Annotated in this window: 19 protein-coding genes and 2 tRNA genes; 9 read left to right on the plus strand and 12 right to left on the minus strand. The window is 49.5% G+C overall.

What is annotated here, in order from left to right:
• Nucleotides 1–62: 62 nt before the first annotated feature.
• Both OGY17_RS12575 and trpS read left to right on the plus strand, forming a co-directional pair.
• Nucleotides 63–1,847 (plus strand): diguanylate cyclase, encoded by a 1,785-nt coding sequence (locus tag OGY17_RS12575; RefSeq protein ID WP_286607378.1) that lies wholly within the window; start codon nt 63–65, stop codon nt 1,845–1,847.
• A 214-nt stretch (nt 1,848–2,061) separates the two neighbouring features.
• Nucleotides 2,062–3,066, plus strand: coding sequence for a tryptophan--tRNA ligase (trpS, locus tag OGY17_RS12580; protein ID WP_234102900.1), 1,005 nt, complete (start codon nt 2,062–2,064; stop codon nt 3,064–3,066).
• Nucleotides 3,067–3,175: 109 nt separating this feature from the next.
• On the opposite strand, the gene OGY17_RS12585 is transcribed toward trpS, so the two are convergent.
• From OGY17_RS12585 to OGY17_RS12600, 4 genes are all read right to left on the minus strand, one after another.
• Nucleotides 3,176–4,219 (minus strand): ParB/Srx family N-terminal domain-containing protein, encoded by a 1,044-nt coding sequence (locus OGY17_RS12585; protein WP_286607379.1) that lies wholly within the window; start codon nt 4,217–4,219, stop codon nt 3,176–3,178.
• 155 nt (nt 4,220–4,374) lie between these two features.
• Entirely contained in the window at nt 4,375–6,069 is a 1,695-nt protein-coding gene (locus OGY17_RS12590) for an NAD-dependent malic enzyme (protein WP_286607381.1), read from the minus strand.
• 40 nt (nt 6,070–6,109) lie between these two features.
• The gene (gene dcuC / locus OGY17_RS12595) at nt 6,110–7,492 is read right to left on the minus strand and encodes a C4-dicarboxylate transporter DcuC (RefSeq protein ID WP_204191744.1); all 1,383 of its coding nucleotides are present in this window, start codon (nt 7,490–7,492) and stop codon (nt 6,110–6,112) included.
• Nucleotides 7,493–7,605: 113 nt separating this feature from the next.
• Nucleotides 7,606–8,748, minus strand: coding sequence for a M20 family metallopeptidase (locus OGY17_RS12600; RefSeq protein ID WP_286607383.1), 1,143 nt, complete (start codon nt 8,746–8,748; stop codon nt 7,606–7,608).
• 114 nt (nt 8,749–8,862) lie between these two features.
• Here OGY17_RS12600 and OGY17_RS12605 point away from each other — a divergent pair, with 114 nt between their 5' ends.
• Nucleotides 8,863–9,777 carry a LysR family transcriptional regulator gene (locus tag OGY17_RS12605; RefSeq protein ID WP_204191745.1) on the plus strand — a complete coding sequence of 305 codons (915 nt, stop codon included), beginning with the start codon at nt 8,863–8,865 and terminating at the stop codon, nt 9,775–9,777.
• 392 nt (nt 9,778–10,169) lie between these two features.
• On the opposite strand, the gene OGY17_RS12610 is transcribed toward OGY17_RS12605, so the two are convergent.
• Both OGY17_RS12610 and OGY17_RS12615 read right to left on the minus strand, forming a co-directional pair.
• Complete coding sequence (locus tag OGY17_RS12610; RefSeq protein WP_048226653.1) at nt 10,170–10,511, minus strand: DHCW motif cupin fold protein; 342 nt, start codon at nt 10,509–10,511, stop codon at nt 10,170–10,172.
• A 226-nt stretch (nt 10,512–10,737) separates the two neighbouring features.
• Entirely contained in the window at nt 10,738–11,328 is a 591-nt protein-coding gene (locus tag OGY17_RS12615; RefSeq protein ID WP_286607386.1) for a GNAT family N-acetyltransferase, read from the minus strand.
• A 558-nt stretch (nt 11,329–11,886) separates the two neighbouring features.
• Between OGY17_RS12615 and OGY17_RS12620 the strand changes: the two genes are divergently transcribed.
• The 6 genes from OGY17_RS12620 to OGY17_RS12645 all read left to right on the plus strand — a co-directional run bounded on the left by OGY17_RS12620 (nt 11,887) and on the right by OGY17_RS12645 (nt 14,718).
• A complete protein-coding gene (locus OGY17_RS12620; RefSeq protein ID WP_137377854.1) occupies nt 11,887–12,219 on the plus strand; it encodes an EmrE family multidrug efflux SMR transporter in 333 nt (110 codons plus the stop codon).
• A gap of 33 nt (nt 12,220–12,252) precedes the next feature.
• A complete protein-coding gene (locus OGY17_RS12625) occupies nt 12,253–12,801 on the plus strand; it encodes a GNAT family N-acetyltransferase (RefSeq protein WP_103285133.1) in 549 nt (182 codons plus the stop codon).
• A 168-nt stretch (nt 12,802–12,969) separates the two neighbouring features.
• Entirely contained in the window at nt 12,970–13,452 is a 483-nt protein-coding gene (locus OGY17_RS12630; protein ID WP_167819880.1) for a glutathione peroxidase, read from the plus strand.
• A gap of 199 nt (nt 13,453–13,651) precedes the next feature.
• Nucleotides 13,652–13,728: transfer RNA gene (locus OGY17_RS12635), tRNA-Val, on the plus strand.
• A gap of 4 nt (nt 13,729–13,732) precedes the next feature.
• Nucleotides 13,733–13,809 (plus strand) — tRNA-Val (locus OGY17_RS12640).
• 186 nt (nt 13,810–13,995) lie between these two features.
• On the plus strand, nt 13,996–14,718 hold the full coding sequence (locus OGY17_RS12645) for a substrate-binding domain-containing protein (RefSeq protein WP_234102903.1): 723 nt from the start codon (nt 13,996–13,998) through the stop codon (nt 14,716–14,718).
• On the opposite strand, the gene OGY17_RS12650 is transcribed toward OGY17_RS12645, so the two are convergent.
• The 6 genes from OGY17_RS12650 to puuE all read right to left on the minus strand — a co-directional run bounded on the left by OGY17_RS12650 (nt 14,705) and on the right by puuE (nt 22,286).
• The gene (locus OGY17_RS12650) at nt 14,705–15,457 is read right to left on the minus strand and encodes an ABC transporter ATP-binding protein (RefSeq protein WP_071446922.1); all 753 of its coding nucleotides are present in this window, start codon (nt 15,455–15,457) and stop codon (nt 14,705–14,707) included. The genes OGY17_RS12645 and OGY17_RS12650 overlap by 14 nt on opposite strands.
• On the minus strand, nt 15,454–16,458 hold the full coding sequence (locus OGY17_RS12655) for a FecCD family ABC transporter permease (RefSeq protein WP_286607390.1): 1,005 nt from the start codon (nt 16,456–16,458) through the stop codon (nt 15,454–15,456). Before OGY17_RS12655 ends, OGY17_RS12650 begins: the two co-directional genes overlap by 4 nt.
• Nucleotides 16,445–17,500, minus strand: coding sequence for an ABC transporter substrate-binding protein (locus OGY17_RS12660; protein ID WP_286607392.1), 1,056 nt, complete (start codon nt 17,498–17,500; stop codon nt 16,445–16,447). The genes OGY17_RS12655 and OGY17_RS12660 overlap by 14 nt, the downstream gene beginning before the upstream one ends.
• A gap of 157 nt (nt 17,501–17,657) precedes the next feature.
• The gene (locus OGY17_RS12665; RefSeq protein WP_286607394.1) at nt 17,658–18,668 is read right to left on the minus strand and encodes an ABC transporter substrate-binding protein; all 1,011 of its coding nucleotides are present in this window, start codon (nt 18,666–18,668) and stop codon (nt 17,658–17,660) included.
• Between the two features lie 9 nt (nt 18,669–18,677).
• Nucleotides 18,678–20,810, minus strand: coding sequence for a TonB-dependent receptor (locus tag OGY17_RS12670; protein WP_286607396.1), 2,133 nt, complete (start codon nt 20,808–20,810; stop codon nt 18,678–18,680).
• 213 nt (nt 20,811–21,023) lie between these two features.
• Nucleotides 21,024–22,286 (minus strand): 4-aminobutyrate transaminase, encoded by a 1,263-nt coding sequence (puuE, locus tag OGY17_RS12675; protein ID WP_008784636.1) that lies wholly within the window; start codon nt 22,284–22,286, stop codon nt 21,024–21,026.
• Between the last annotated feature and the right edge of the window lie 102 nt (nt 22,287–22,388).

Consider the following 22,388-nt stretch of genomic DNA (forward strand, 5'->3'; position numbering starts at 1 on the left):
TCATGCGTTTCCTATAATTGCAATCATGCGTATTCATTAATCGTCGCAGAAGGAACTAATCAGTGCGAATTGCCACAATCACCAACTGGGCCTATAGCGCGACGGTATGCCTGACCATCGCTTCAGGCGTTGTCATGCTGATGGCATCCAGCGCCGATAACACAGAACGCCAGGTGGTAGAACAGCGTTATCAGTTCGATCAACTTACCGAAGAAGTCGAACTCGATGCCTGGTCGCTGTCCGACCTGGCACGCGACTATGTTATTGCAAAAGATCCTGAGGTGCTTGACGCCTACCGTCAGAAAGAAACGTCGCTGAAAGCTGTTGAGCATCGTCTGTCGAAGCTCAAGGACCTTGGAGCAACGGATGAAGAGCTGGCGCTATTGCACGAAGGGCTGCAGATTGTTGATGCCCTGCAGGACGAGCAAGCTGCGGCGTTTGCCAGCATCGCGCGCGCAGAAGAGTCGCAGGCTATTGCCCTGCTCTATGGGAAAAGCTATGAACAGGAACTGGAACGCGCCCAGGACCGGATAGATCATTTCCGCCAACTGCTCGATAACCGCGTACGCAATACAATTGAAGATGCAACCCAGTCATCCCGCATGCTGCGGACGGCCTCTGAAGTGATGGTCGGTCTGACGGCGCTGCTGTTTTTATTCGTTCTCGGTTTCATTTTAAAGCGTCGCGTCCTGCGCCCCGTCGTGCGTTTGAGCGATGTCGTAAACCGTCTCGCATCGCAGGATTATGCCGTTGAGACGCCCAGTTTTAACCAGATAGATGAAATAGGCGACATGGCACAGGCGATCCGGATATTTCGCGAGAACGGTCTGGCGCGTCAGAGACTGGAGAAAGAGCGAGATGCAGACTGGGCAATCCGCGATCTGCTGGCGCGCATGACGCAACGTCTGCAGGGTTGCGAGAGTTTTGCCGATATCATCAATGTGGCAGAGCTGTTTGCACCGAATATTGCTCCAGGTATCGCCGGGCGGCTTTACATACTGGACCAGGAACCCTGGCAAATGCGCTGCGTTGCGCAATGGCTTTCTCCGCAGGGTAAAGCGGATGCGTTCCACCCGGACGAATGCTGGGCTGTGCGCCGCGGCCAGAGTCATCCTCCGGTACAAGGTGAACCCGATATCGCCTGCTACCATCTGCCAGAGTCATGCCAGCACCACACCCTGTGTGTTCCGCTGATTGCCCAGGGCGAAGCTATCGGTCTGCTCTCATTCCAGAACCTTAGCGATGATTCCGCCCCCTCCCGTGCATATCTGGAGCTGATGGCAGAAGCACTCGGCCTCGCATTAGCCAACCAGCGACTGCGTGACGCCCTGCTGGAGAAAGCGCTCTACGACCCGCTAACCGGACTGCGCAACCGTCATCATCTTGAAGATACACTGCGTACCCAGATGAGCCAGGCAGTGCGTAACAAAGAACCAATCAGTTGCCTGATGATCGATATCGATCATTTTAAAAGTATTAATGACCGCTTTGGCCATGAGGCTGGCGATAGTGTGATTAAAAGTATCGCTGCGACTATTCAGCGCGTTGTCCACGACAGCGGCATGGCCTTCCGCTACGGCGGTGAAGAGTTTCTGGTACTGCTGGCCAATACGGATGAACAGGCCGCTAACCGCTTTGCTACGGAAATCTACAACGGCGTACGCGAACTGTCGCTGCGCTTTGGCGTTTCCGATATTGGACACGTGGATGTCTCTATAGGTGTCGCCAGTTACCCGCAGCATGCCCAGAGCGACAACCTGTTACGCGCCGCAGATGTTGCACTGTACCGTGCGAAAGAGTTAGGTCGTTCGCGCATTGTGAGCTTTGGCATGCTGGAAGCGAGCTGATATGCGCCAGCACTTCGGGCATTGCTTTACCTCTACGCCAGGTGGTATGTTAATTGGATGAACACAAAACACGATATCAACGGTTTTAATCACAACCTGTGGTGGCTGCCTTCTTAAAGGCGGTCAGAATGTGTTTTCCTCATTTTAAATAACCGCCGAAAGGCGGTTATTTGCATTTAGAGACCCCTTTCGGTTTATGACTAAGGAGTCTGACATGAACAATAAAACCATCATCCTCACAGGCGATCGTCCCACCGGCCCGCTGCATCTTGGCCATTATGTGGGGTCATTGCGCCAGCGCGCCACGCTGCAACACGATTATCAGCAGTTTATATTGGTGGCTGACCTACAAGGGTTAACCGATAACGGCAGCACACCGCAAAAGATCCGCAACAATATTCCCGAAGTACTTGCCGACTATCTTGCCGCAGGAATAGACCCGTCAGTTACCACCATCTGTCTGCAATCTGCACTGCCTGCTCTCGCAGAGTTAACCGCGCTTTATATGAACATCGTCACCGTGGCTCGCGTGGAGCGTAATCCTACGGTCAAAAACGAAATTGCGCAGAAAGGGTTCGCCCGCTCGTTACCGGTTGGTTTTCTGGTTTATCCCATCAGTCAGGCGGCAGATATTACGGCCTTCAAAGCCGAAGTTGTTCCCGTCGGCGACGATCAGTTGCCAATGATTGAACAGACTAATGAGATAGTGCATAAGATGAATAGCCTGTTACCGGCCCCCGTCCTATCGCACTGCAAAGCGCTGCTGAGTGAAACCAGCCGCCTTCCAGGGATCGACGGAAATGCCAAAATGTCAAAATCGCTTGGTAACACATTGCTCCTGTCAGCCAGCGAAGAAACCATTCACCGCGCGGTTAGCGCAATGTACACCGACCCTAATCATCTGAAAGTGTCCGACCCAGGGCAAATAGACGGCAATATGGTATTCACTTACCTCGATGCTTTTCATCCGGATAAAGCAAAAGTGGCGGAAATGAAAACGCATTACCAACGGGGTGGACTGGGTGACCGGACATGCAAAAACGAGCTGGAAGCGTGCTTGCAAGAACTCATCGCGCCAATGCGCGAGCGGCGTGCAACCTACATTCAGGATAAAGGCATGCTGATGGCGATGCTCAAAAAAGGAAGCGAGCAGGCGCACGAGATTACGCAGCAGACATTAAGAGAAGTGAAGCAAGGACTGGGTTTGCCGGTGTTCTGATATCGAGTTGCAACAGGAGCGATAAGTAACGATGACTCCCGTCTGAATGCCACCGCCGGGAGTTATCAGAAGCTGGCTCGCGTTTTATCGAAAAAATTTAGGGTAAAAATCAATCTCCTTTAACCCGCTGAAAAATCTTGTCCCGATACGCATCAAGATGATGTTTTTGCAGATAACGTTCCACCTCCGTAGCCCATTGGGTTCCCTCACCGAGAGTAGCGCGGCTATGCGTTGACGCGTAAAGATATCGTCTGTCATAGAGACTAATCAGCGTCTGATTTACCGCATTGACACTGTAATTGGGGTTGTTAGCCAACTGCTTTTCCAGCGACTGAACGATACGCGCCTGATGGGCAGCATCGGCAGGATATTCCGTTTCATTAAGCTCGCTCAACACCAGAAATAAAGGGGGGATCTGCTCTTCAATCGCCGCCTGTAATCGATAATGCCCATCAAGGATCACATAAGATCCTAATCCGGCGATATACCAGACCAGTATCGGCGGCAACGTCCCCTCTCGGCATTTTTTACGCCACCATTTTAATCTCCCCGTATTGGGTTGAATGGCATAACGCCCCCGCAGCAAATAACCGCCCCACCACCAGTCAACCAATCTGACGTTTTCCGGCTGCGTCAGATCTGGGAAATCTTCACCGTACAGCGTCCACTGGCAGTTAATATTTTCAGTGCTTTCTGGCGCTGAGAAACGCCAGTTTTCTAACGCAACGGGTTGGGGACTGGAATAGCGCGATGAACATTGAATCGGTAACATCGGTCTTATCAACCAACGCTGCGGTGAGAGTAATGGTGTTGGCGCATTCATTAACTGACGAACAAAATACCGGCACCATTCGCCGATCCACATCTGCTCGCCTTTGGCTTTTATCCGTTCAATATCTTCAGAAGTTACCGCAGGTAACATCTCCTGGCTCCGTGGATGATCTGCATTAAAAACCAGCCAAACGCCGGAATGATCTTCAAGCATTGAAGCCCAGAATAACGGCTCTCCGGCGAGCTGCAATACCATGCGTCCAAAATGGCCACTGAGCATTTCCATCGCTGGCTCAGTTCTTTGATTTTCTTTGACGGTCAGTTCCAACCCTTGCCACTGGTTATTACGATCAACCAGGTCTTTCCACCAATAATCTGTCATTGCCGCCTTCCCTGAGTTACGGGTTAATATCCCATGACCTTCGCCATCGGTCAGCAAGGGTGTCTTGCGTTGAGAATAAGATGCATTGTGCCAAAATCCAACCTCCCTATCGATGAGTGGCGTCAATCCCCCTCCAGAGAGGGGGTTGATTAGCGTCAGTATGAGGTCCGTCTGTATTGACGATACTGCGGATGCCAAAAAATCTCGTCAATTTTGCCGAGTAATGATTCCTCCGGTATACGAATGGCTACGCCATCGCGTTGCGCTGCAATACCAACACTAAAGGCAATAGCTTTTGTTACTTCCTGAATATTATTTATATCCGGTAATAATGGAGAATCTTTATTGCTTTTCATTGGCGAAAAAGAGGCTAACGTTCGGCTTGCCGTTATTAACATATTTTCTGTAATTCGTGTGGCGCGGCTTGCCAGACACCCTAGACCAATACCAGGGAAGATGTAAACATTATTACATTGTGCAACGGGATACTCCTTTCCTTTGTAAGTTACGGGATTAAATGGACTTCCCGTTGCAACAATGGCGTTTCCCTCTGTCCATTCAATAATATCTTCCGGCCTCGCCTCAACCCGTGAAGTTGGGTTGGATAACGGCATGATTATTGGGAGCTTACAGTACTTGTACATTTCCCTAATAATAGCTTCGCTAAACAAGCCTGGTTGGCCGGTAACACCTATCAACACCGTAGGATGCGCGTGACAAACAACATCCATCAGCGTCATTTTTTCGCTTTCCACACCCCAGCTTTCGACGATCGTTCGAGGCTGTGACAGTTGTCGCTGAAAAGGTGGAAGGTTTGCCTGGTCATCAATCAACAATCCGAACCGATCCACCATAAAAATTCTGGCGCGAGCTTCCACTTCAGACAAGCCTTCAGCGATCATCTGCTGAATAATATGCTCCGCAATACCGCAACCAGCCGATCCGGCCCCCAGAAATACAACTGTTTGCTCGCATAATGAACGACCGGAGACTGAGCTTGCCGCCATTAAACATCCTAGCGCGACGGCAGCAGTTCCCTGGATGTCGTCATTAAAACAGCACATCTCATCTCTGTATCGCTCCAGAAGAGGAAGTGCCGTTTGCTGAGCAAAATCCTCGAATTGCAGTAGGACCTCAGGCCATCGACGTTTAACCGCGTTTATGAACATATCCACAAACTCAATATATTCTTCCCCGGTAATTCTTGGGTGACGCCATCCCATATAAAGAGGATCATTTAGCAGTTGAGAATTATTGGTTCCAACATCCAGCAGAATGGGTAATGTATTTGCCGGATTTATACCACCGCAGACGGTATACAAAGACAGTTTGCCGATTGGAATCCCCATGCCGCCAATACCTTGATCCCCAAGTCCCAGGATCCGTTCACCATCGGTGACGACGATGACACGAATATGCTGTTTCGTGGCATTGTGCAATATATCATCGATTTTATGGCGATCCGGCCATGCGATAAATAACCCTCTGGCCCTACGGTAAATATCAGAAAAATGTTCGCATGCATGGCCAACAACAGGTGTATAAATAATAGGTAGCATTTCTGCTAAATGTTTATTCACCAGATAATAGAATAGTGTTTCGTTAGTGTCCTGAATGTTCCTAAGGTAGATATGCTGTGCAATAGCAGACTTAAAATCGCTAAACTGGCGATATGCTCGATGGGATTGCTCTTCAATTGTTTCAACTGCATTGGGTAGCAACCCTTCCAGATTGAATATCACTCGTTCCTCTACGCTAAAACCACTTCCTTTATTAAGAAGAGGAGATTCGAGTAGAACAGAACCTGAGTAAGGAATATAGAGCAAATTATCTACATTTTCATTTAACATAGTGTTCATCCAGATAAAAACCTTCCGTATTCAGTTACTCTTACATACTGGAAATTAGCGTATTAGCGATTAGCATAGTTATGATTCCACCAAGTGCCGGAATGACCGTTCTGCGCACGATCATAAATGGGGAACACTCACCCGATTTACTGACGGCAATAATAATACCGGCAACAGGCGACATTGCGCGTCCCATCCCAGCCATCAGTTGCATTGGCAGAAGCATATGTACGGCGTTCATACCAAACTTTGTTGCAATAGACTGCGCCATACCGGCAAATGAAAAGAAGGCTGCAACCCCCGATCCTGTCAGTACGGCCGTTACCCCGACCAAACATGCCATTACAATCGTCATGCTGGTGAAACCAAAGCCAGCGTTATGTGTCGCATCGAGTAAATAATCCACTGCACCAATTTTTTGTAATCCCTGTGCGAAAATTTCGGCGCATACCAGTAATGAAACGATACTGGTAAACATACTCCCCATACCTTTAAAGAAGACTTGTACTCCCTTGCAGCACTCTTTAAAGTTTCGTTTTACACATAGCTCAAAAATAAAGGCGACAATAGTTCCGATAACCATTGCAGTCACGACATCTACTTTAATGGTATCAACAACCAACGGACTGAACACCAATACCAGAACGACAGGAAAAATGGGCAATAACCCGTAGAACTTAGGTGCTGGCACGTCATCTTTTTCAGCAATCTCGGGTTGCACAGCACATTGTGACGCAACAACATGTCCATCTTTTTTGTCAAAATATTTCGCCGTAAAATAGATTAATATAGAAACGACAACCATCACCGCCGCAGCTACCGGCATCTGATAATGAGCAAAATACAGTGCTGTTTCCATGCCAGCATATTCAGCAGCTAAGTTCGCGGTGCCAACGGCCGGCCCAAGATCCATAAAGGCACACATGCCAATCATAGCCGCGGCAGCAGCCTTACTTACCCCAAGTCGAACCAAGACCGGGAAAAATGTCACCAGCAATAACATTGCAAGGCCCGCAGCACTGGAGATGGCAACATGGAGCAATTGCGCAAAAATGTAGCCGATGGCAAGGATCAGGTAAGGTGCTTTTAAAGCCTCCAGCGGCCTAATGCAGACGTCAACCATGGCCTTTGAAGCTTTAATATGATCCATATAGCTGGCGAAACCACCGGCCGCCATAATAATCAAACCGATCCCTGCTACCTGCGTTGATAATGAACCTTTTACAAAAGCAAATATATCAATCCAGACAGACCCTGTGGATTTTGCATTTCCATATAAGATACTTTTTTCAGGGTAGAAAATGGCTGTAATTGTTAACAAGGAAAGCCCTGCTAACAGCAAAATAGTTTGCGGCTGGTAATTCTTGATAATTAACCAAGCCGCAACGACAGTAATAACTATCGCAATAATAAAAGCACTCATGGATATGTCCTGTTATTTATTCGTCAAGATATTAATAATCCATATAGCCACAGTGGTTACATGAGGATAACAAACAATATGTCGTTGAGTGTGTATGATGTATTTAGCTAAAATTATGCTCCATCATCAGAATTAATATCGTTAAGCATCATTCCAGCAACCAGTGCGGTTCTGGTAACGATATTTTCGGGTAATATATGCTCATGGAGCGCATGGATACCGGCTCCTGTCGCACCAAGGCCATCTAATGTAGGAATACCTAACGCCGCGGTGAAGTTGCCATCACTACCACCTCCAGCCGATTTCGCGGTAATCGTAATGCCCAGTATTTCCGCAATCTTTTGCGCTTTTTCAAATAGCTGTTCGGAAGCTGAAGAACGTTCCATCGGTGGGCGAGTTTGCCCTCCTTCAATCCTGAGTTGGCTACCCTGCAAATGAGGTGTCAAACGGGTGATAGCATCATGGATCCGTGCAGCTTCTGACTGATTTTCCACTCTGGTATCAATTTCTAATTCGGCATAATCCGCGACGACATTGACCCTACTGCCACCCCGTACAATACCAACGTTAACAGTGGTACCGCGCTCAGGATCATTCAACTCTCGCAATTTGAGGATCTGAAAAGCCATTTCCTCAATAGCACTAACCCCCTCACCAGGATTATTGCCTGCATGCGCAGCAAGACCTGTGATAGCAATGCGGTAGCGACCAGTGCCTTTACGGGCAATTTTTAAATCACCATGAGTTGTCGCCGGTTCAACAACCAAAACTTGCTCAGATCCTGTAGCATTACGGATAATCCATTCCTTCGAACTTGGACTTCCGAGTTCTTCATCACTATTGCACAGGAAAACAATGCGCTTACCGCCGAGCTGCCCGCTCTCTTTTAACGCACGAACTGCCCAGATAGACTGAATCATCCCGGCTTTCATATCGAGGATCCCCGGGCCATACCATTTCCCCTCTTCTTCGCGAAGTGAGAGTACCCCTTTATCCCAGACCGTATCAAAATGCCCCAAAATTGTGGTTTGCGGGCCCTCTTTTCCCAGAACAAATTTTAACTGGTTACCGTAATGTGTCTGTTTTTCAGTTTCAGCCTGTATACCCAGACGCTTTTCGAAAATAGCTTTTAAAACCTCACCACAGTGGTCAACAGCAGCTTTATCCGTTGAAGGAGACTCAGCCAGTACCAAATCGCTGATATCTTCCATGATAAGGTCAGTATGTTTCTGTAAGTAATTAACAACGCTCTTCATTGCCACACTCTCCGTATAGGTATTTAGCATTAGTATGTAATGAATCCCGGTTGAAAAAGAATCAGGCTCCTATGCTATTATTGTTGCCTTCAGGTCAACAATAATGGCAAAAACATGACATTGAGCACCTATCCAGAAAAAGCGATCCGTTATCTATATATGGTCGGATTGTACGGTGGGATCCGCAGAGCCGCCGACATCCTTGGCTTTAACCCTTCGGTTGTCAGTCGCCAAATCTCTCTTCTGGAAAGAACAATACAGCTGCCATTGTTGGAGAAAAGAGGACGTAACGTTGTCCTCACCGAGGCGGGAAGATTACTGGCTGATGACTACGCCATTACTCAACAAAAACGCAATGAACTTGAGCGGCAACTCAGCGATATGCGCCATATGCGTGGAGGGACAGTTACGCTGCGCGTTGGGCAAGGGATGGTCCATGAAATCATTACCCACGTCGTGAGCGATTTTGCCCAAATCTACCCGAATGTGTTTGTCGATATCACCTCTGGCAACATGGAAACATCGATGGAACTCATTGCAAGAGGTGAAGTGGATATGGCCGTAGGATTTGGTCCAGTTGGGCAACCGGCACTTAAACGGTATAGCTATAACCGGGGAGCCATTTGTGCCATTGTCAGGAAGGATCATGTTATTTCTGATTTAAAGAAAGTAACGCTTCAGGAACTTTCCCGGCATCGCCTGATTGCTATGCATGACAATTTTGGGCTTCAGCGATATCTCACTGCGATGTTTCGCGATGAAGCGATTATGTTCAGGCCATCCTACTGCTGTAATTTGTTTACCAGCGCAATAGCCCTGTGCCGTGCGGGACTGGGGATTGCTTTTATGACAGAACAAACTGCTAATGCTAATTCTTATCCTGGGGAATTGACGGCAATACCGATTGATCATCATATTGCCAGAGAGTGTCAGTGGCATGTATTGCGTAGCTCCGATCATCGTTTTACACCGGCTGCTCATTACTTATGGAAGTTGCTGTGTAATTATTTAAGTGACTCCAGCACGTAGGAATGCAAAACATCACGCAGTTTAACAATCAGGTGCGACTCGCCCGGCGCACAGCCTGAGTAAATAGCATTCTGCAAAATTAACAAAATACAATCATTTCAAAACTCAAAAAAAACATATAAATCATTATGATAAACAATTACTGGGACAGTTAATAGCGGGTTATAGCAGCTATTAATGTGTCCCTTTTTATGTCCCTGCTCCTAAAGATGCCCCCAAAATCACGCCTCAAGTGGGGTAAAACTACTCCAAAACCACAAAGGTTATTCAAGCCTCTCATCATCTGTACTTATGGCCTTCAACTATTCAAATTTCACGTGAAAAACAGTACCTCCTCATACGACTGCTCAGTGCCAGGAGCGGACATCGCAAACGCAACAACGACGAATCCGTCAGTCCACAATAAAGAGTTTTGCTCCTGTCTCCGTTCTGGACTGATGTGGTTCTGCGTTATCACCAACCTGATAACTCATCCCCGCAGTTAAAGTGAATTTGCGGCCATCTGCGAGCAGTGTTTCGAGTTCTCCCTCCAGGCATAAAAGGACATGACCTTTACTGCACCAATGATCCGCAAGGTAGCCTGGGGTATATTCAACCATTCGCACACGGATTTGGTTCGGCTTGTGGCCAAAAAATTGTGTGCGCCAGTAGGCTATGCCTGTTTCCCCAGGATGTTCTGTTTTTTCGACTTCACCCCAGTTGGTGGTGCCAAAAGCAAATGCTTCGATATTCATTGTATGGCCTTTCGTCGTTAAGAATGATTTCTGGAGCTCAGGTTAGAATGAATTAACATAAGAAAAAATAATTATACATCAACACTTTATTTTCCATATGTAGTGACGAAGTCGAACCTGGTTCAAGTTATCTACCAATTTGAAGTGCTACATTAATGAAAATCGGCTGGTGTCGGTAACGACCGCTCCTCGCTCACAGCAGACCTTCTGTCCGCAAAACCTCGAGTTATTTCTCTTTCCTGTAACTGGAAAGGCGGTGCTCAAGGTTGGTCCGAACCTGCGGCCACTCATCATCAATTATGCTGTACCGTATGGAAGTACGTTTTCGACCATCAGGCATAATTCGTTCATTTCTGATGATGCTTTCCTGGATCGCACCAATACGGAGAATGGCAGCCTGCGAGCGCTCATTCAATACATCAGTCGTAAACTGAACGCGAACACACTTCAGTTTCTCAAAGGCGTACCGCAGCAATAACAGTTTACTCTCGGTATTTGCAGCTGTTTTTTGCCAGCTTTGTGAATACCAGGTGTGACCAATTTCGAGCTTTCGGTTTTCTCTATCAATCTTCCAGAAACGTGTTGATCCAATGACACGTTGATCGGACGAAAGCGTTACAGCAAACGGCATGACTGTGCCTTCGATCTGCCCCTTGAGGGCTTTCTGAATATACAAATCTGCGGTATCAGCAGACGGAATCACCGTAAATGGCAGGGACCAGAGTTCCCCATCCGCTGCCGCATCAATCAATAGCTGAGCATCTGTCTCAAGCAGAGGACGGAGCGTGACAAGAGATCCTTGCAATGTAGGCGTCATATTTGTGACCTCACAATTATTTTGTGTCGATTGATTGAGCTGCATAATCCTGTACTGAATGAATTACTATGCCCCGTTTGCATTGAATAATCGACTCATCAAGAGTCGATTATCTGCTCACTGCTCATAATGGTAACTTGTCAACTCCGTGCCAGTAATGGACTTCCCTCTTTTGTAAAACAACGATGTTGAAATGAAACCGTTTCATGATAAATCTATAAATGTAATGAGGCGATTAAAAGAGGGCTGAAACAGTTAACCTTGACCTCAACACCAAACGCGCAAACTTTCTACGAAAAGCATGGTTTTATGTTTATCAAGGATAACGACATCCCCATCAAGACTTGCCCAAACAGATCTGCGTTGTATGGATATGTCCATCGCATTATCAGCCGGAGTTTTCTTTTGCTCTTGGCAGGAGAACTCACCAACGGAAATCTAATTGCTATGAGTTCAGTACGGCAGCTTCGAGGTCTTGCGCGGATAACTCCTGTGTTCAAACTCACCCACCCCTTTGTGATACGATATTAGCTTTAAATTGTCACATGAGGTCAGATTTTGAATTCATACATTTTCCTTGCCGGGGCCATCATAGCTGAAGTCATAGGTACAACCCTGATGAAGTTCTCTGACGGATTCACACGCCTATGGCCATCTGTAGCGACTATTGTGTGCTACTGCACAGCCTTTTATCTTCTCTCCCAAACTCTGTCGACCATTCCAACGGGTATTGCATACGCAATTTGGTCAGGTGCTGGAATCGTATTAATCAGTCTTTTGGGCTGGTTGGTAAGTGGGCAAAAGCTAGATTTTCCGGCGATCGCAGGTATGCTTCTTATTTGTGCTGGGGTTCTGGTTATTAATATTTTTTCAAAATCCTCCCCACATTGATCCTCTTATCTTGATCGAGTAGGAAAAGTGCATATGAAAATACCAATACTCCATACGGAACGCTTGCTGTTAAAACCATTAGAAGCCAAAGATGCCTCGCAGATTCAGGTGCTTTATCCCCGCTGGGAGATAGTTCGTTATATGGTCTCCTCAGTACCCTGGCCCTATCCTGATAACGGTGCGGAGAATTACGTCAATAACGTTGCCCTGCCTGATATGGATAAAGGGATTGCGTGGATCTGGACTATCAGACTCCGTGAGGCCCCTGACGCTCTCATAGGTTTAATTTGCCTTTATGACGTTGAGGATAATAACCGTGGATTTTGGTTAGCTCCGGAATATCAGGGGCAGGGTTTTATGCGTGAGGCCAGTAATGTCGCTACGGATTACTGGTTTAATACGTTAAATAAGACGGTATTGCGTGCGCCGAAAGCCTCTCTCAATATCCGTTCCAAACGTATTTCAGACAGTAGCGGCATGCGGCTTATCAAGACGGAAAAGAAAGAGTATGTCAGCGGTTTGCTGGATTCTGAACTTTGGGAAATCACGCGCGACGAATGGAACGCTCGTCAGGTTGGTTAATATAAATTATGGAATGTCCATAACCGAACCGCAGAGAATTTCTATTTTTGCCCTGCACCAATGGCAAGTTTATTAATCCTGCAGTTGCGATCATAATAAATAGATACGCAGCTAAGCCTGTCACTCGCGGGCAACATGAGTAATGCTATCTTATTTGAGGATTCTGGCATGGCCCCCTTTCATCAACTGACTGCCACCAGTTTGCATGGCCAGCCCATCTGTATGACTGACTACGCTGGCAAACTGGTTCTGGTGGTTAATACCGCCAGCCATTGTGGTTTCACTCCACAATATGCAGGCCTCGAAGCGCTCTACAAGAAGTACGCCGCGCAGGGTCTGGTGGTGCTTGGTTTTCCCTGCAACCAGTTCGGTAGCCAGGAGCCCGGTGGAGCCGACGAAATCGCGCAAACCTGTCACATCAACTACGGTGTGAGCTTCCCGATGTTTGAGAAAGTGGAAGTCAACGGTGCCGCTACGCACCCGGTATTTCGTTACCTGAAAGACGAATTACCTGGCGTGCTGGGTAGTCGGATCAAGTGGAATTTTACTAAGTTCCTGATCGGGCGTGACGGCAAGCCGCTCAAGCGATTTGCCCCCTTCACTACCCCAGAGAAAATAGAAACCACTATCCTTACAGCGCTTAAAGTCTGAGCGCCTCTGTAATTCGAACCGACCCTGGTATGCCCCAGTTCGCTGCCTGAATAAAAAACACGCTGCAAAATCAACAAAATATAATCAACTTGCTTAATTACTCTGCAATCGCGTGAGATCAGGAAGAAAAATGCTATTTCCCTCTTGCCTCATTCGGTCTGTGCCGCTAATATTCGTCCCCGTTGTCACCTACAACGTTGCGTTCATAGCTCAGTTGGTTAGAGCACCACCTTGACATGGTGGGGGTCGTTGGTTCGAGTCCAATTGAACGCACCATTTTGCGTCCGTAGCTCAGTTGGTTAGAGCACCACCTTGACATGGTGGGGGTCGGTGGTTCGAGTCCACTCGGACGCACCAAATCATATCCCTTTGATTTGGTGCTATTTCACTTCAAAACTATTTTTTTATCTTCAGTTTGTATACGTCAGTTTTATCATTTCCTTTGATGATTCAATAGCACTGCGCTAAATCATTCTAAATTCCATGCTCAACGCGTATCATTCATCTTCTTCGCATAATGTCATTCGCCAGAGATCGGATACCATGCCCTCTTCCATCTTCCTGTTAGCCGCAGGCAGTTTGCGCCCTGCATTTACGCCACTGATAAGCCAGTTCACGCGCATGAGTGGAATAGACGTTAAGGTTGAATATGGTCCGGCCGGTTTATTGCGTGAACGTATTGAAGCGGGAGAACCGTGTGCGCTCTTTGCCTCGGCCAACAGGGAACATCCGCAAAACCTGTTAGCACGTAATATAGCCGTCTCTACGCACACTTTTTGCTGGAACAAACTGAGCCTTGTCAGCAACCGAACCGGTGTCTGGCTGGATTTACTCCGCGACCCAACGCTGCGACCTGGTACATCAACGCCCGGCTGCGACCCTTCCGGAGACTATACCTGGGCATTTTTCGACAATATGGATGTACTGGAACCAGGACTCGGGCAACAGCTTCGGACGCGCGCAATCCCGCTGGTGGGTGGTCGTGATACGGTAAAAATCCCGCAAGGAGAACTGGCGAGCGCCTGGATCCTGCGCCAGGGACTGGCCGATCTGTTTATCGGTTACGCGCATTACGCACACGCGCTGCGCGCAATGCCCGACGTACATTACGTGGCTATTCCCGATGAGCACAATATTCGCTGCGAATACCAACTGGCGGTGCTTGATGCTTCCAATGAAGTCATGGCGCTGGTTGAATTCATACTCACCCGCAGCGGGCAGGAATTTCTTAGCGCCGCAGGATTCTTAACGCTTAACGACGAATAGAAAACAACGGTGCGATAAACGGCGTCTGGTAGTTCTCCACGCTGAGTTTTCTCAGCGTTAAGCCATAGGCCAGGAATAAATTCTCCTCCGTCACAATGCTGTTCGTGGGCCCTGCCCGCCATTTTCCTTCAGGGAGTAGCAGCAAAGTATGGGAAGCAACCTGTAACGCATGAAGCGGATCGTGAGTCGAAAAGAGAATACTGCATCCCTGTTGATGGGCCAGATCGCTGATGAGCTGCAGCACCACCTGCTGATTGGCGAGATCCAGCGCGGAACACGGTTCATCCAGTAACAGCGTTTGACACTCCGTCACCAGAGCCCGGGCAATCATCACCAACTGTTGCTGCCCGCCGGAAAGTGAGCCAAATGAGCTGGAGGCGAGATGCGCGATATTCAACTGCTCTAACGCCTGCATTGCTCTTTTTTGATCCTGCGGACTGGGTTGCGCAAACAGCTTCACGTGCTGTGCTCGCCCCATCAACACCACGTCGCTGACCGTGTACGGAAACGGCAGATGGCTATGCTGTGCCACAATCCCTATCCCACCGTTATTTTCAATATTCCCGCCTAAAGCAGGCAGCGTGCCGGTTAACGTATCGAGCAGTGTACTTTTACCCAGGCCGTTGCGTCCCAGCACGGCCCAGATCTCACCTTTCTGGCAACAGAACGTTAGCGGCTCAAATAGCGGCGTACGATACCCATAAGTAAGCTGATTTACACGCAGTGCGGCAGGTATCATGATTTCTCCCGACGACTGGTACGAATGAGTAAGAAAGCAAACAACGGCGCGCCGAACAATGCGGTAATAATCCCCAACGGGATCTCCGCGTGCATCAGGGTGCGAGCAATATCGTCCACCACAATCATAAATCCGCCCCCCAACCAGAAGGCGCACGGTAGTAAACGACGATGATCAACCCCCACCAGCAAACGCGCCAGATGCGGAATCACTAATCCAACCCAGGCAATACTGCCGCTGACCGCCACCTGAGCAGCGACCAAAAATGCGCAGCACACCAAAACGCTGCGTCGCAGAGGAACCACCGCCACACCCAGTGCTCTGGCATCTTTGTCATTGAGCGACAACAGGTTTATCCTCCAGCGTAGCTGGTACAAAATCGTCGCGGCGATACCGACCGGGACCGTCAACAGCAGCACTTTATGCCAGTTGGCCGTCGCGAAGCTGCCCAGTAGCCAGAACACAATATTAGGTAACGTCTCTTCGGTATCAGCCTGATACTGGATCAGGCTCACCAGCGCGGCAAAAAAACCGCTCAAAATGATGCCCGACAGGATCAATACCAGCGTATTCTCCAGCCCCTGTAACGCAGCAATGGCATACACCAGGATCAACGCTGTCAGACCAAAGAAAAACGTTGATCCCATCATCAGCCAGGGCGAAAGACCGAGCAGGATGGCCAGTGTTCCACCAAAGGCCGCCCCCGACGTCACGCCGATAATATGCGGGTCGACCAGAGGGTTATGAAATACCCCTTGCAGCGTCGCGCCGCATAACCCAAGCGCGCCCCCCGCCAGCAGTGCCATCAGAATACGCGGTAGCCTGACCGTCCAGATAACCTGGCTGCCTATTCCCTCAGCGTCGCTATAGTGCGTCAGGTGGTAAAACACTTCGCTTAACGACAGCGGATACTGTCCGAGGCATAGCGAACTGACGCCCAGCAACAGGACCACAACGATTAAGAGCGGTTGCTGGGGCAAAATACAGTTACTTAGCTGCATCAGGCTGCCAGTTCACACGATAAAAACGTTGATAGTAGTCCTGGGCCTGCGCATCAACGTCTACGTTTTTATAGGCATCCGGATACAGTTTTTTGGCCATCCAAAGTTCACCGATCGCCAACGCTTCCGGCATCGGATAGCCCCAGGCTTTGGCATATTCAGGCATCAACCAGACGCGATGATTTTTCACCGCATCAATCCCCTGCCAGTTCGGATCGTTTTGGATCTCAGTTACCACCTGCGGATAGCGATCCTGGACAAAAATCACCTGCGGGTTCCACGCTAATACCTGCTCCAGCGCAACCTGACGGGCACCTTTCACACTGGCAGCCGCCACATTTAATCCCCCCGCGTGCTGCATCATCAGTCCCGTGTACTTCCCGGAGCCGTAAGTCATCAGGTCGGGGTTAGCCATATAAATACGGACTTTTTGCGCATCCGGGATTTTTGCAACCGGCGCATTGAATTTTGACCGCGCGGCAAAAACGTAGTCGATTAACGTTTCGGCCTGCGGTTTGCGCCCAACCACGTCCGCAATCAGGCGAATACCCTGCTTCAACCCTTCGTTGTAGACCTGCTCTTCATCGGCCATGGTCGGGTTCATTTTATTCTGTTGCCCGGTGGCATCCTTGCGTAATGAGATAGCCACGACCGGAATACCGGCGTTCTGAATCTGCTGGATCATTTCCGCGGGCGCATAGTTGGCGACAAAAACCACCTGCGGATGAATCGCCAACAGGCTTTCGATGTTCACACTGGTGAGATCGCCCGGCGTCGGCAATGTAGTAATCGTCGGCATAAAGCGCGCAAATTCAGGCCCGAGCTGCTTTTTCCAGCTCGACATCACACCAACAATGTCCTGCCGGGCATTGAGCTGGACCAGAATATTCAACGTCTGGTGTTGCAGCACGACCACTTTGTCCACATGGTCAGGAATCGTGACCTGTCGACCAAGCTGATCGGTGATCGTTCGGTCGGCCTGAGCAGAAAACGCAAACAACATGCTGGCGCAAACCAGCACAAAAGAGCGGAAAGTTAACATGGGATACCATCTGAATAGAGGAGTAAAAACGATATGCATTAAATTATATAACGAGAGGCCTGGCAAACCATTTTCATCATGAGCGCACCAAACCCCACATTTCAGAGGGGTAAAAATGGCGTGCAATCCTTATCACGCCTGTCTTTATACGCGAGCGCTACTCCTGTGGGGGTAACGCGTTTAAAACTCGCATCGCCTGCTCCTGAGTGAGCGAATAATCGAAGAACTGGCGATAAAAATCTCGCGTTACGCTGACCATATCCAGGCCGCTAAACAATGCCGGATGCAGTTTCGATGCAGCCCACTGTAGCTGCAACGCGCTTTCAGTGCCGTAGCGATCCCAGGGGAACACGCCCGCCGGATTGCGCCAGACGTCACCCTGTTTCACTGCGTTAAGTTCTTTGAACAATGCTGCGTATGGCGAACTGGCAATATCACCACACCCCGCACCTAGAATAATGACCTGCGGTTGCCAGTAGAGCACCCTCTCGGGCGACACCTCTTTCATGTTGCCGTCAACTTCACCTGCCGCATTCCGTCCACCCGCCAGCGTAATCCAGGTATCGATCAACGTGTTCCTGCCGTCGACTTTAAGCGGATTTAGCGATTGAATATGAAGTACCCGAGGGCGCTGATTTTCCGCCAGCTCCGCAGTTTTAGCCTGCACATCCGCGAGTACACGGTTGAGATACTGATTGTAAGCCGTTGCACGGACGCGAGCCTGCTCGGTACCCAGAACCTCTGCGGTCGTAGTGACCGATTTTTCCATCGAAGCATAGTCAGTAAATGCCATTTCAAGGGCCGGAATACCCGCCTGACTGTAGCTTTGAGCATCCCCTTTTCCTTTTGCCACAAACACCACGTCGACGTGCCGGGCCAACAAATCCTCACTATTAAATGATGTTCCTCGTATATGTAAGGCTTGTCTCAGAGAAGGATTGATTTTGAACATCCATGGCTGGTTTTCCTCATGGTTGACCGTCGCAACAATGTTACGACCAGCACCCAGCGTCATCAGCACCGAATGATGGGCAAACCAGCCATCCGCGATACGTTCAACATGCGCGGGAACGGTAACTGTGTGACCAGCATCATCCACAACCTGGCGTGTTGCCAGGGCAGGAAACGCCAGCCACACACAAAGCAGCCATGTGTGGCACGTTTTCATAAGCAACCCCTAAAAATCAACCTGAACAGAAAACTGAGCCTGGCGCGGTGCGCCAAGTTGAGCGCTGGCAGCCCCTGCGCCCGTGTAACCAGTCAATGCGCCCGGAACAATATTGGTCCAATAGTGACGGTCGGTGAGATTGGTGATATCAAACCGGAAAGTGGTTGGTGTGTTCCACAGTCTGGTGGCATAACGCGTACCGATGTCCACCGTGGTGTAACTCCCGACCCAGCTGTCGTTGGCATTATCGGTAGCCCGACGTCCGACGTAATGCACGTTCGTGTCGATATCCAGTCCCGGAACCCGTTCGATGGTGTAGATTGCGAGGATATTCGAGGCGAAGCGCGGCAAACCAACAACTTGCTTACCATCCGCATTGCTGGCCGCGGTATTATGAAGCGTTGGATCAAGCCAGGCTCCGCCGCCTAACACGCGCAAATTACGGGTGATATGCCCATCAGCCATCAGTTCCAGCCCACGGTTTTTCTGCGTACCATCCTGAGCAAAATCGCCATTGTCGTTGGTATAGGCAAAGGGGCGTTTGGCTTCAAAAAGCGCAGCGGTAAGCAGCAGATCTTTTACTGGCGCATATTTTGCGCCCACCTCCAGTTGATGGCTACGGTAGGGATCTAACACCTGCCCGGCATTGCGCGCCCCGGCGGGCGCGGTATCGCCCTGCTGCAAACTGTCCGCCCAGGTGGTATACAGCGTGACGTTCTCCACCGGTTTATACATCAGGCTGGTAGAACCGCTCATGCCATTGTCCTGCTGATGGCTGCTTTCATGTCCAGCTTTGTTGTAGTTACTGACGGTAAACAGGTTCTCACTGCCGGAAAGCAGCAAACTCCACTGCGGGGAAAAATGCAGCGTATCGCTGAGCAAAAATGCATGTTGAGTGGTGGTCGCTGAATGATAGCGATCGTTAAAATCTGGATACGGTGGTCGTGGATAGTCGGGATGTTGATCGAGGGAAGAATGCCCCAGAGTGAAAGTGCCGCCGTTTCTTGGATTATAGTTTTTCCACACAAATCCACGCATTCCGGTAGCAATATCCTGGGTCAGCCAGCCGGTATCAATGCTACCGGTCAGGTTCGCTAAATAACTGTTGATGGTAAACCGACTGGCCGCCGAATTAGAGGTTGTAGTGGTGTAATCGCCCCGGTTATCCGTCAGGGTGTTGGTCACGGCCGTCGACTCGCGGTCTGCAACCTGGTGCAGCGCCCCCAGGTCCAGCATCCAGTTGCCGTCAAAATCATGCTTAATATGCATATCGACGGTAGTCGTTTCGTCATCATGACCTGCATAAGATTGACCATATTTACTGTCCATAGGATCAAATGCCGCGGGAAAGTGAACGCCTTTCGCCAGGGCAAAGCTACCCGGCATGCCTTTTTCGTAATAATGGTAATAGCTGAAATTACTCTCCAGCACCGTTTGATCTGTCAGTTGAAAGTCCAGCCCCAAGCCAGCGTACTGTCGACGGACATGGCTATCGGTGGTGTAGCTATGGCCCTCATCGTTCAGCAAGTTGAGGCGATATTTCACCCGGTCTCCCGCATCGATTGGGCCGCTGAAATCCATCGATGCCAACGTTCCCGACCCTGTACCTTGCCCTACTGTGACACGATGCAACGGTGTATCGACAGGTCGTTTAGACACCAAATTAAACATCCCTGCTGGATTAGCAGGGCCATACAGCGATCCAGCGATGCCGCTCAACACCTCAATGTTCTGGAACTGTTCGGTCGAATATTCCGTCGTGGAGACGGCGTTCAGGCCATCAATCATATGGTTTTGTACCACGCTCCCCTGCATGCCGCGGGTTTGTGGGCGGACGCCGTCACCCTGAACGGACGGTAGGTAGCGATAGGCGTCTTTCACATCTTTGATTTGTTGCTGATCCAGCACTTTTTTCGACAACGTCTGCACCGACCAGGGAACGTCTATCAACTCTCGCTCGCCGAGGCTACCTAACGTGACTTTTTTTTCGCTCGCCGGAGGTTCATGTTCCGATAACGAGGATTGTGACGTGGCTGGCGCCGAAACGATGACGGTATCTTCAGCATGAGCCGTGACGGCGGTGGAAAAACAGGCAAAGGTTAACAACCCAGAGGCCACTGGGGTAAATTTGTTATTTAACATTCGTTAATTCAATTCGTTAGATAGAAAGACTGGAGGCCGCTAACGCAAGCGCCTTCTCTTGAAGAGTACAGTTATTATATTTGTATGATGAATAGAATAGATCCAATCGATATATATGTAAATATATAACGGCATGTGGTTGGTAAATCCACGGCAACAAAAAAGCCGACGGTGATGACGACCGTCGGCTTTGGGTAAATGACAACTAACGAATTACTTGGTTGCTGCTTTGATAATATCGAGCGCTTTGGCGAACTGATCCTGCGGAATTGTCAGCGGGTAAAGAAAACGAATAACGTTGCCATACTGACCGCAGGTCAGCAGCAGTAATCCTTGCTCAAGGGCTTTCTTCTGCACGCGTTGTGCGGCAGCAGCGTTGGGTTCTCCTGTCGCTGCATCACAGAATTCGGCGGCGATCATAGAGCCTAAACCTCGCACTTCGGCCAGTTCAGGACACCCTGCTTGCGCGTCTGTCAGAGCGGCGCGCAGCTGTTCGCCGAGAGCCGCCGCACGCTGGCATAGCTGCTCATCACGAATGATATCCAGCACCGCATGGGCCGCTGCAATCGACAGCGGGTTTCCGGCGTAGGTTCCCCCCAGACCACCCGGCGCAGGCGCATCCATAATTTCGGCTTTGCCCACGACGCCTGACAGCGGCATGCCGCCTGCAAGGCTTTTCGCCATGGTCATCAGGTCCGCTTTATCGGCGTAATGATCCATCGCAAACAGCTGACCCGTACGGGCAAACCCGCTTTGTACTTCATCAGCGATCATCACGATGCCATGCTCGTCGCAAATACGGCGGATGGCAGCCACAAATTCTGGCGGTGCCACCACGAAGCCCCCTTCGCCCTGGACGGGTTCGAAGATAATCGCCGCAACCTGGGTTGGATCGATATCGGCTTTAAACAGACGCTCAATCGCTTTTAGGGAATCCGCCGTGGAAATGCCCTGCAATTCAGAAGGATACGGCGCATGGTAAACAGAGCCAGGGAACGGGCCGAAACCTTTTTTATAGGGTGCCACCTTGCCGGTTAACGCCATCGTCATGTAAGTACGCCCGTGAAAACCACCGCCAAATGCGATAACGCCAGGACGGCCGGTATGCGCGCGCGCAATTTTCACCGCGTTTTCTACCGCTTCAGCCCCGGTAGTGAAGAATGTGGTTTTACGCTTGCCGTCGATTGGCGCAACGACGTTGATTTTCTCAGCCAAAGACACATAGCTTTCGTACGGGACAATCTGATAAGCCGTATGGGTAAAAGCCTGAAGTTGCGCTTCGACTGCCTGCACCAGGCGAGGATGGCGGTGTCCGGTGTTCAGCACGGCGATCCCGGCGGCAAAATCGATGTACTGATTGCCTTCGATATCGGTAATCGTGCTGTTTTCTGCCGACTGGGCATAAAAATCACACATCACACCCACGCCACGCGGGGTGGCATCCAGACGACGTTGTTGCAGGTTTTTATTTTTCATTCTCTACACCTTGTCCATTAATACATTTCGGTTGAATTACCCTTTAAATTTAGACGCCGTCTGGTACTTTAATCGAGAGCCAAATCGTTTTATTTTAAGGAT

Origin of the sequence: Citrobacter sp. Cpo126 (assembly GCF_030332445.1) — a bacterium.
Classification (GTDB): domain Bacteria; phylum Pseudomonadota; class Gammaproteobacteria; order Enterobacterales; family Enterobacteriaceae; genus Citrobacter; species Citrobacter portucalensis.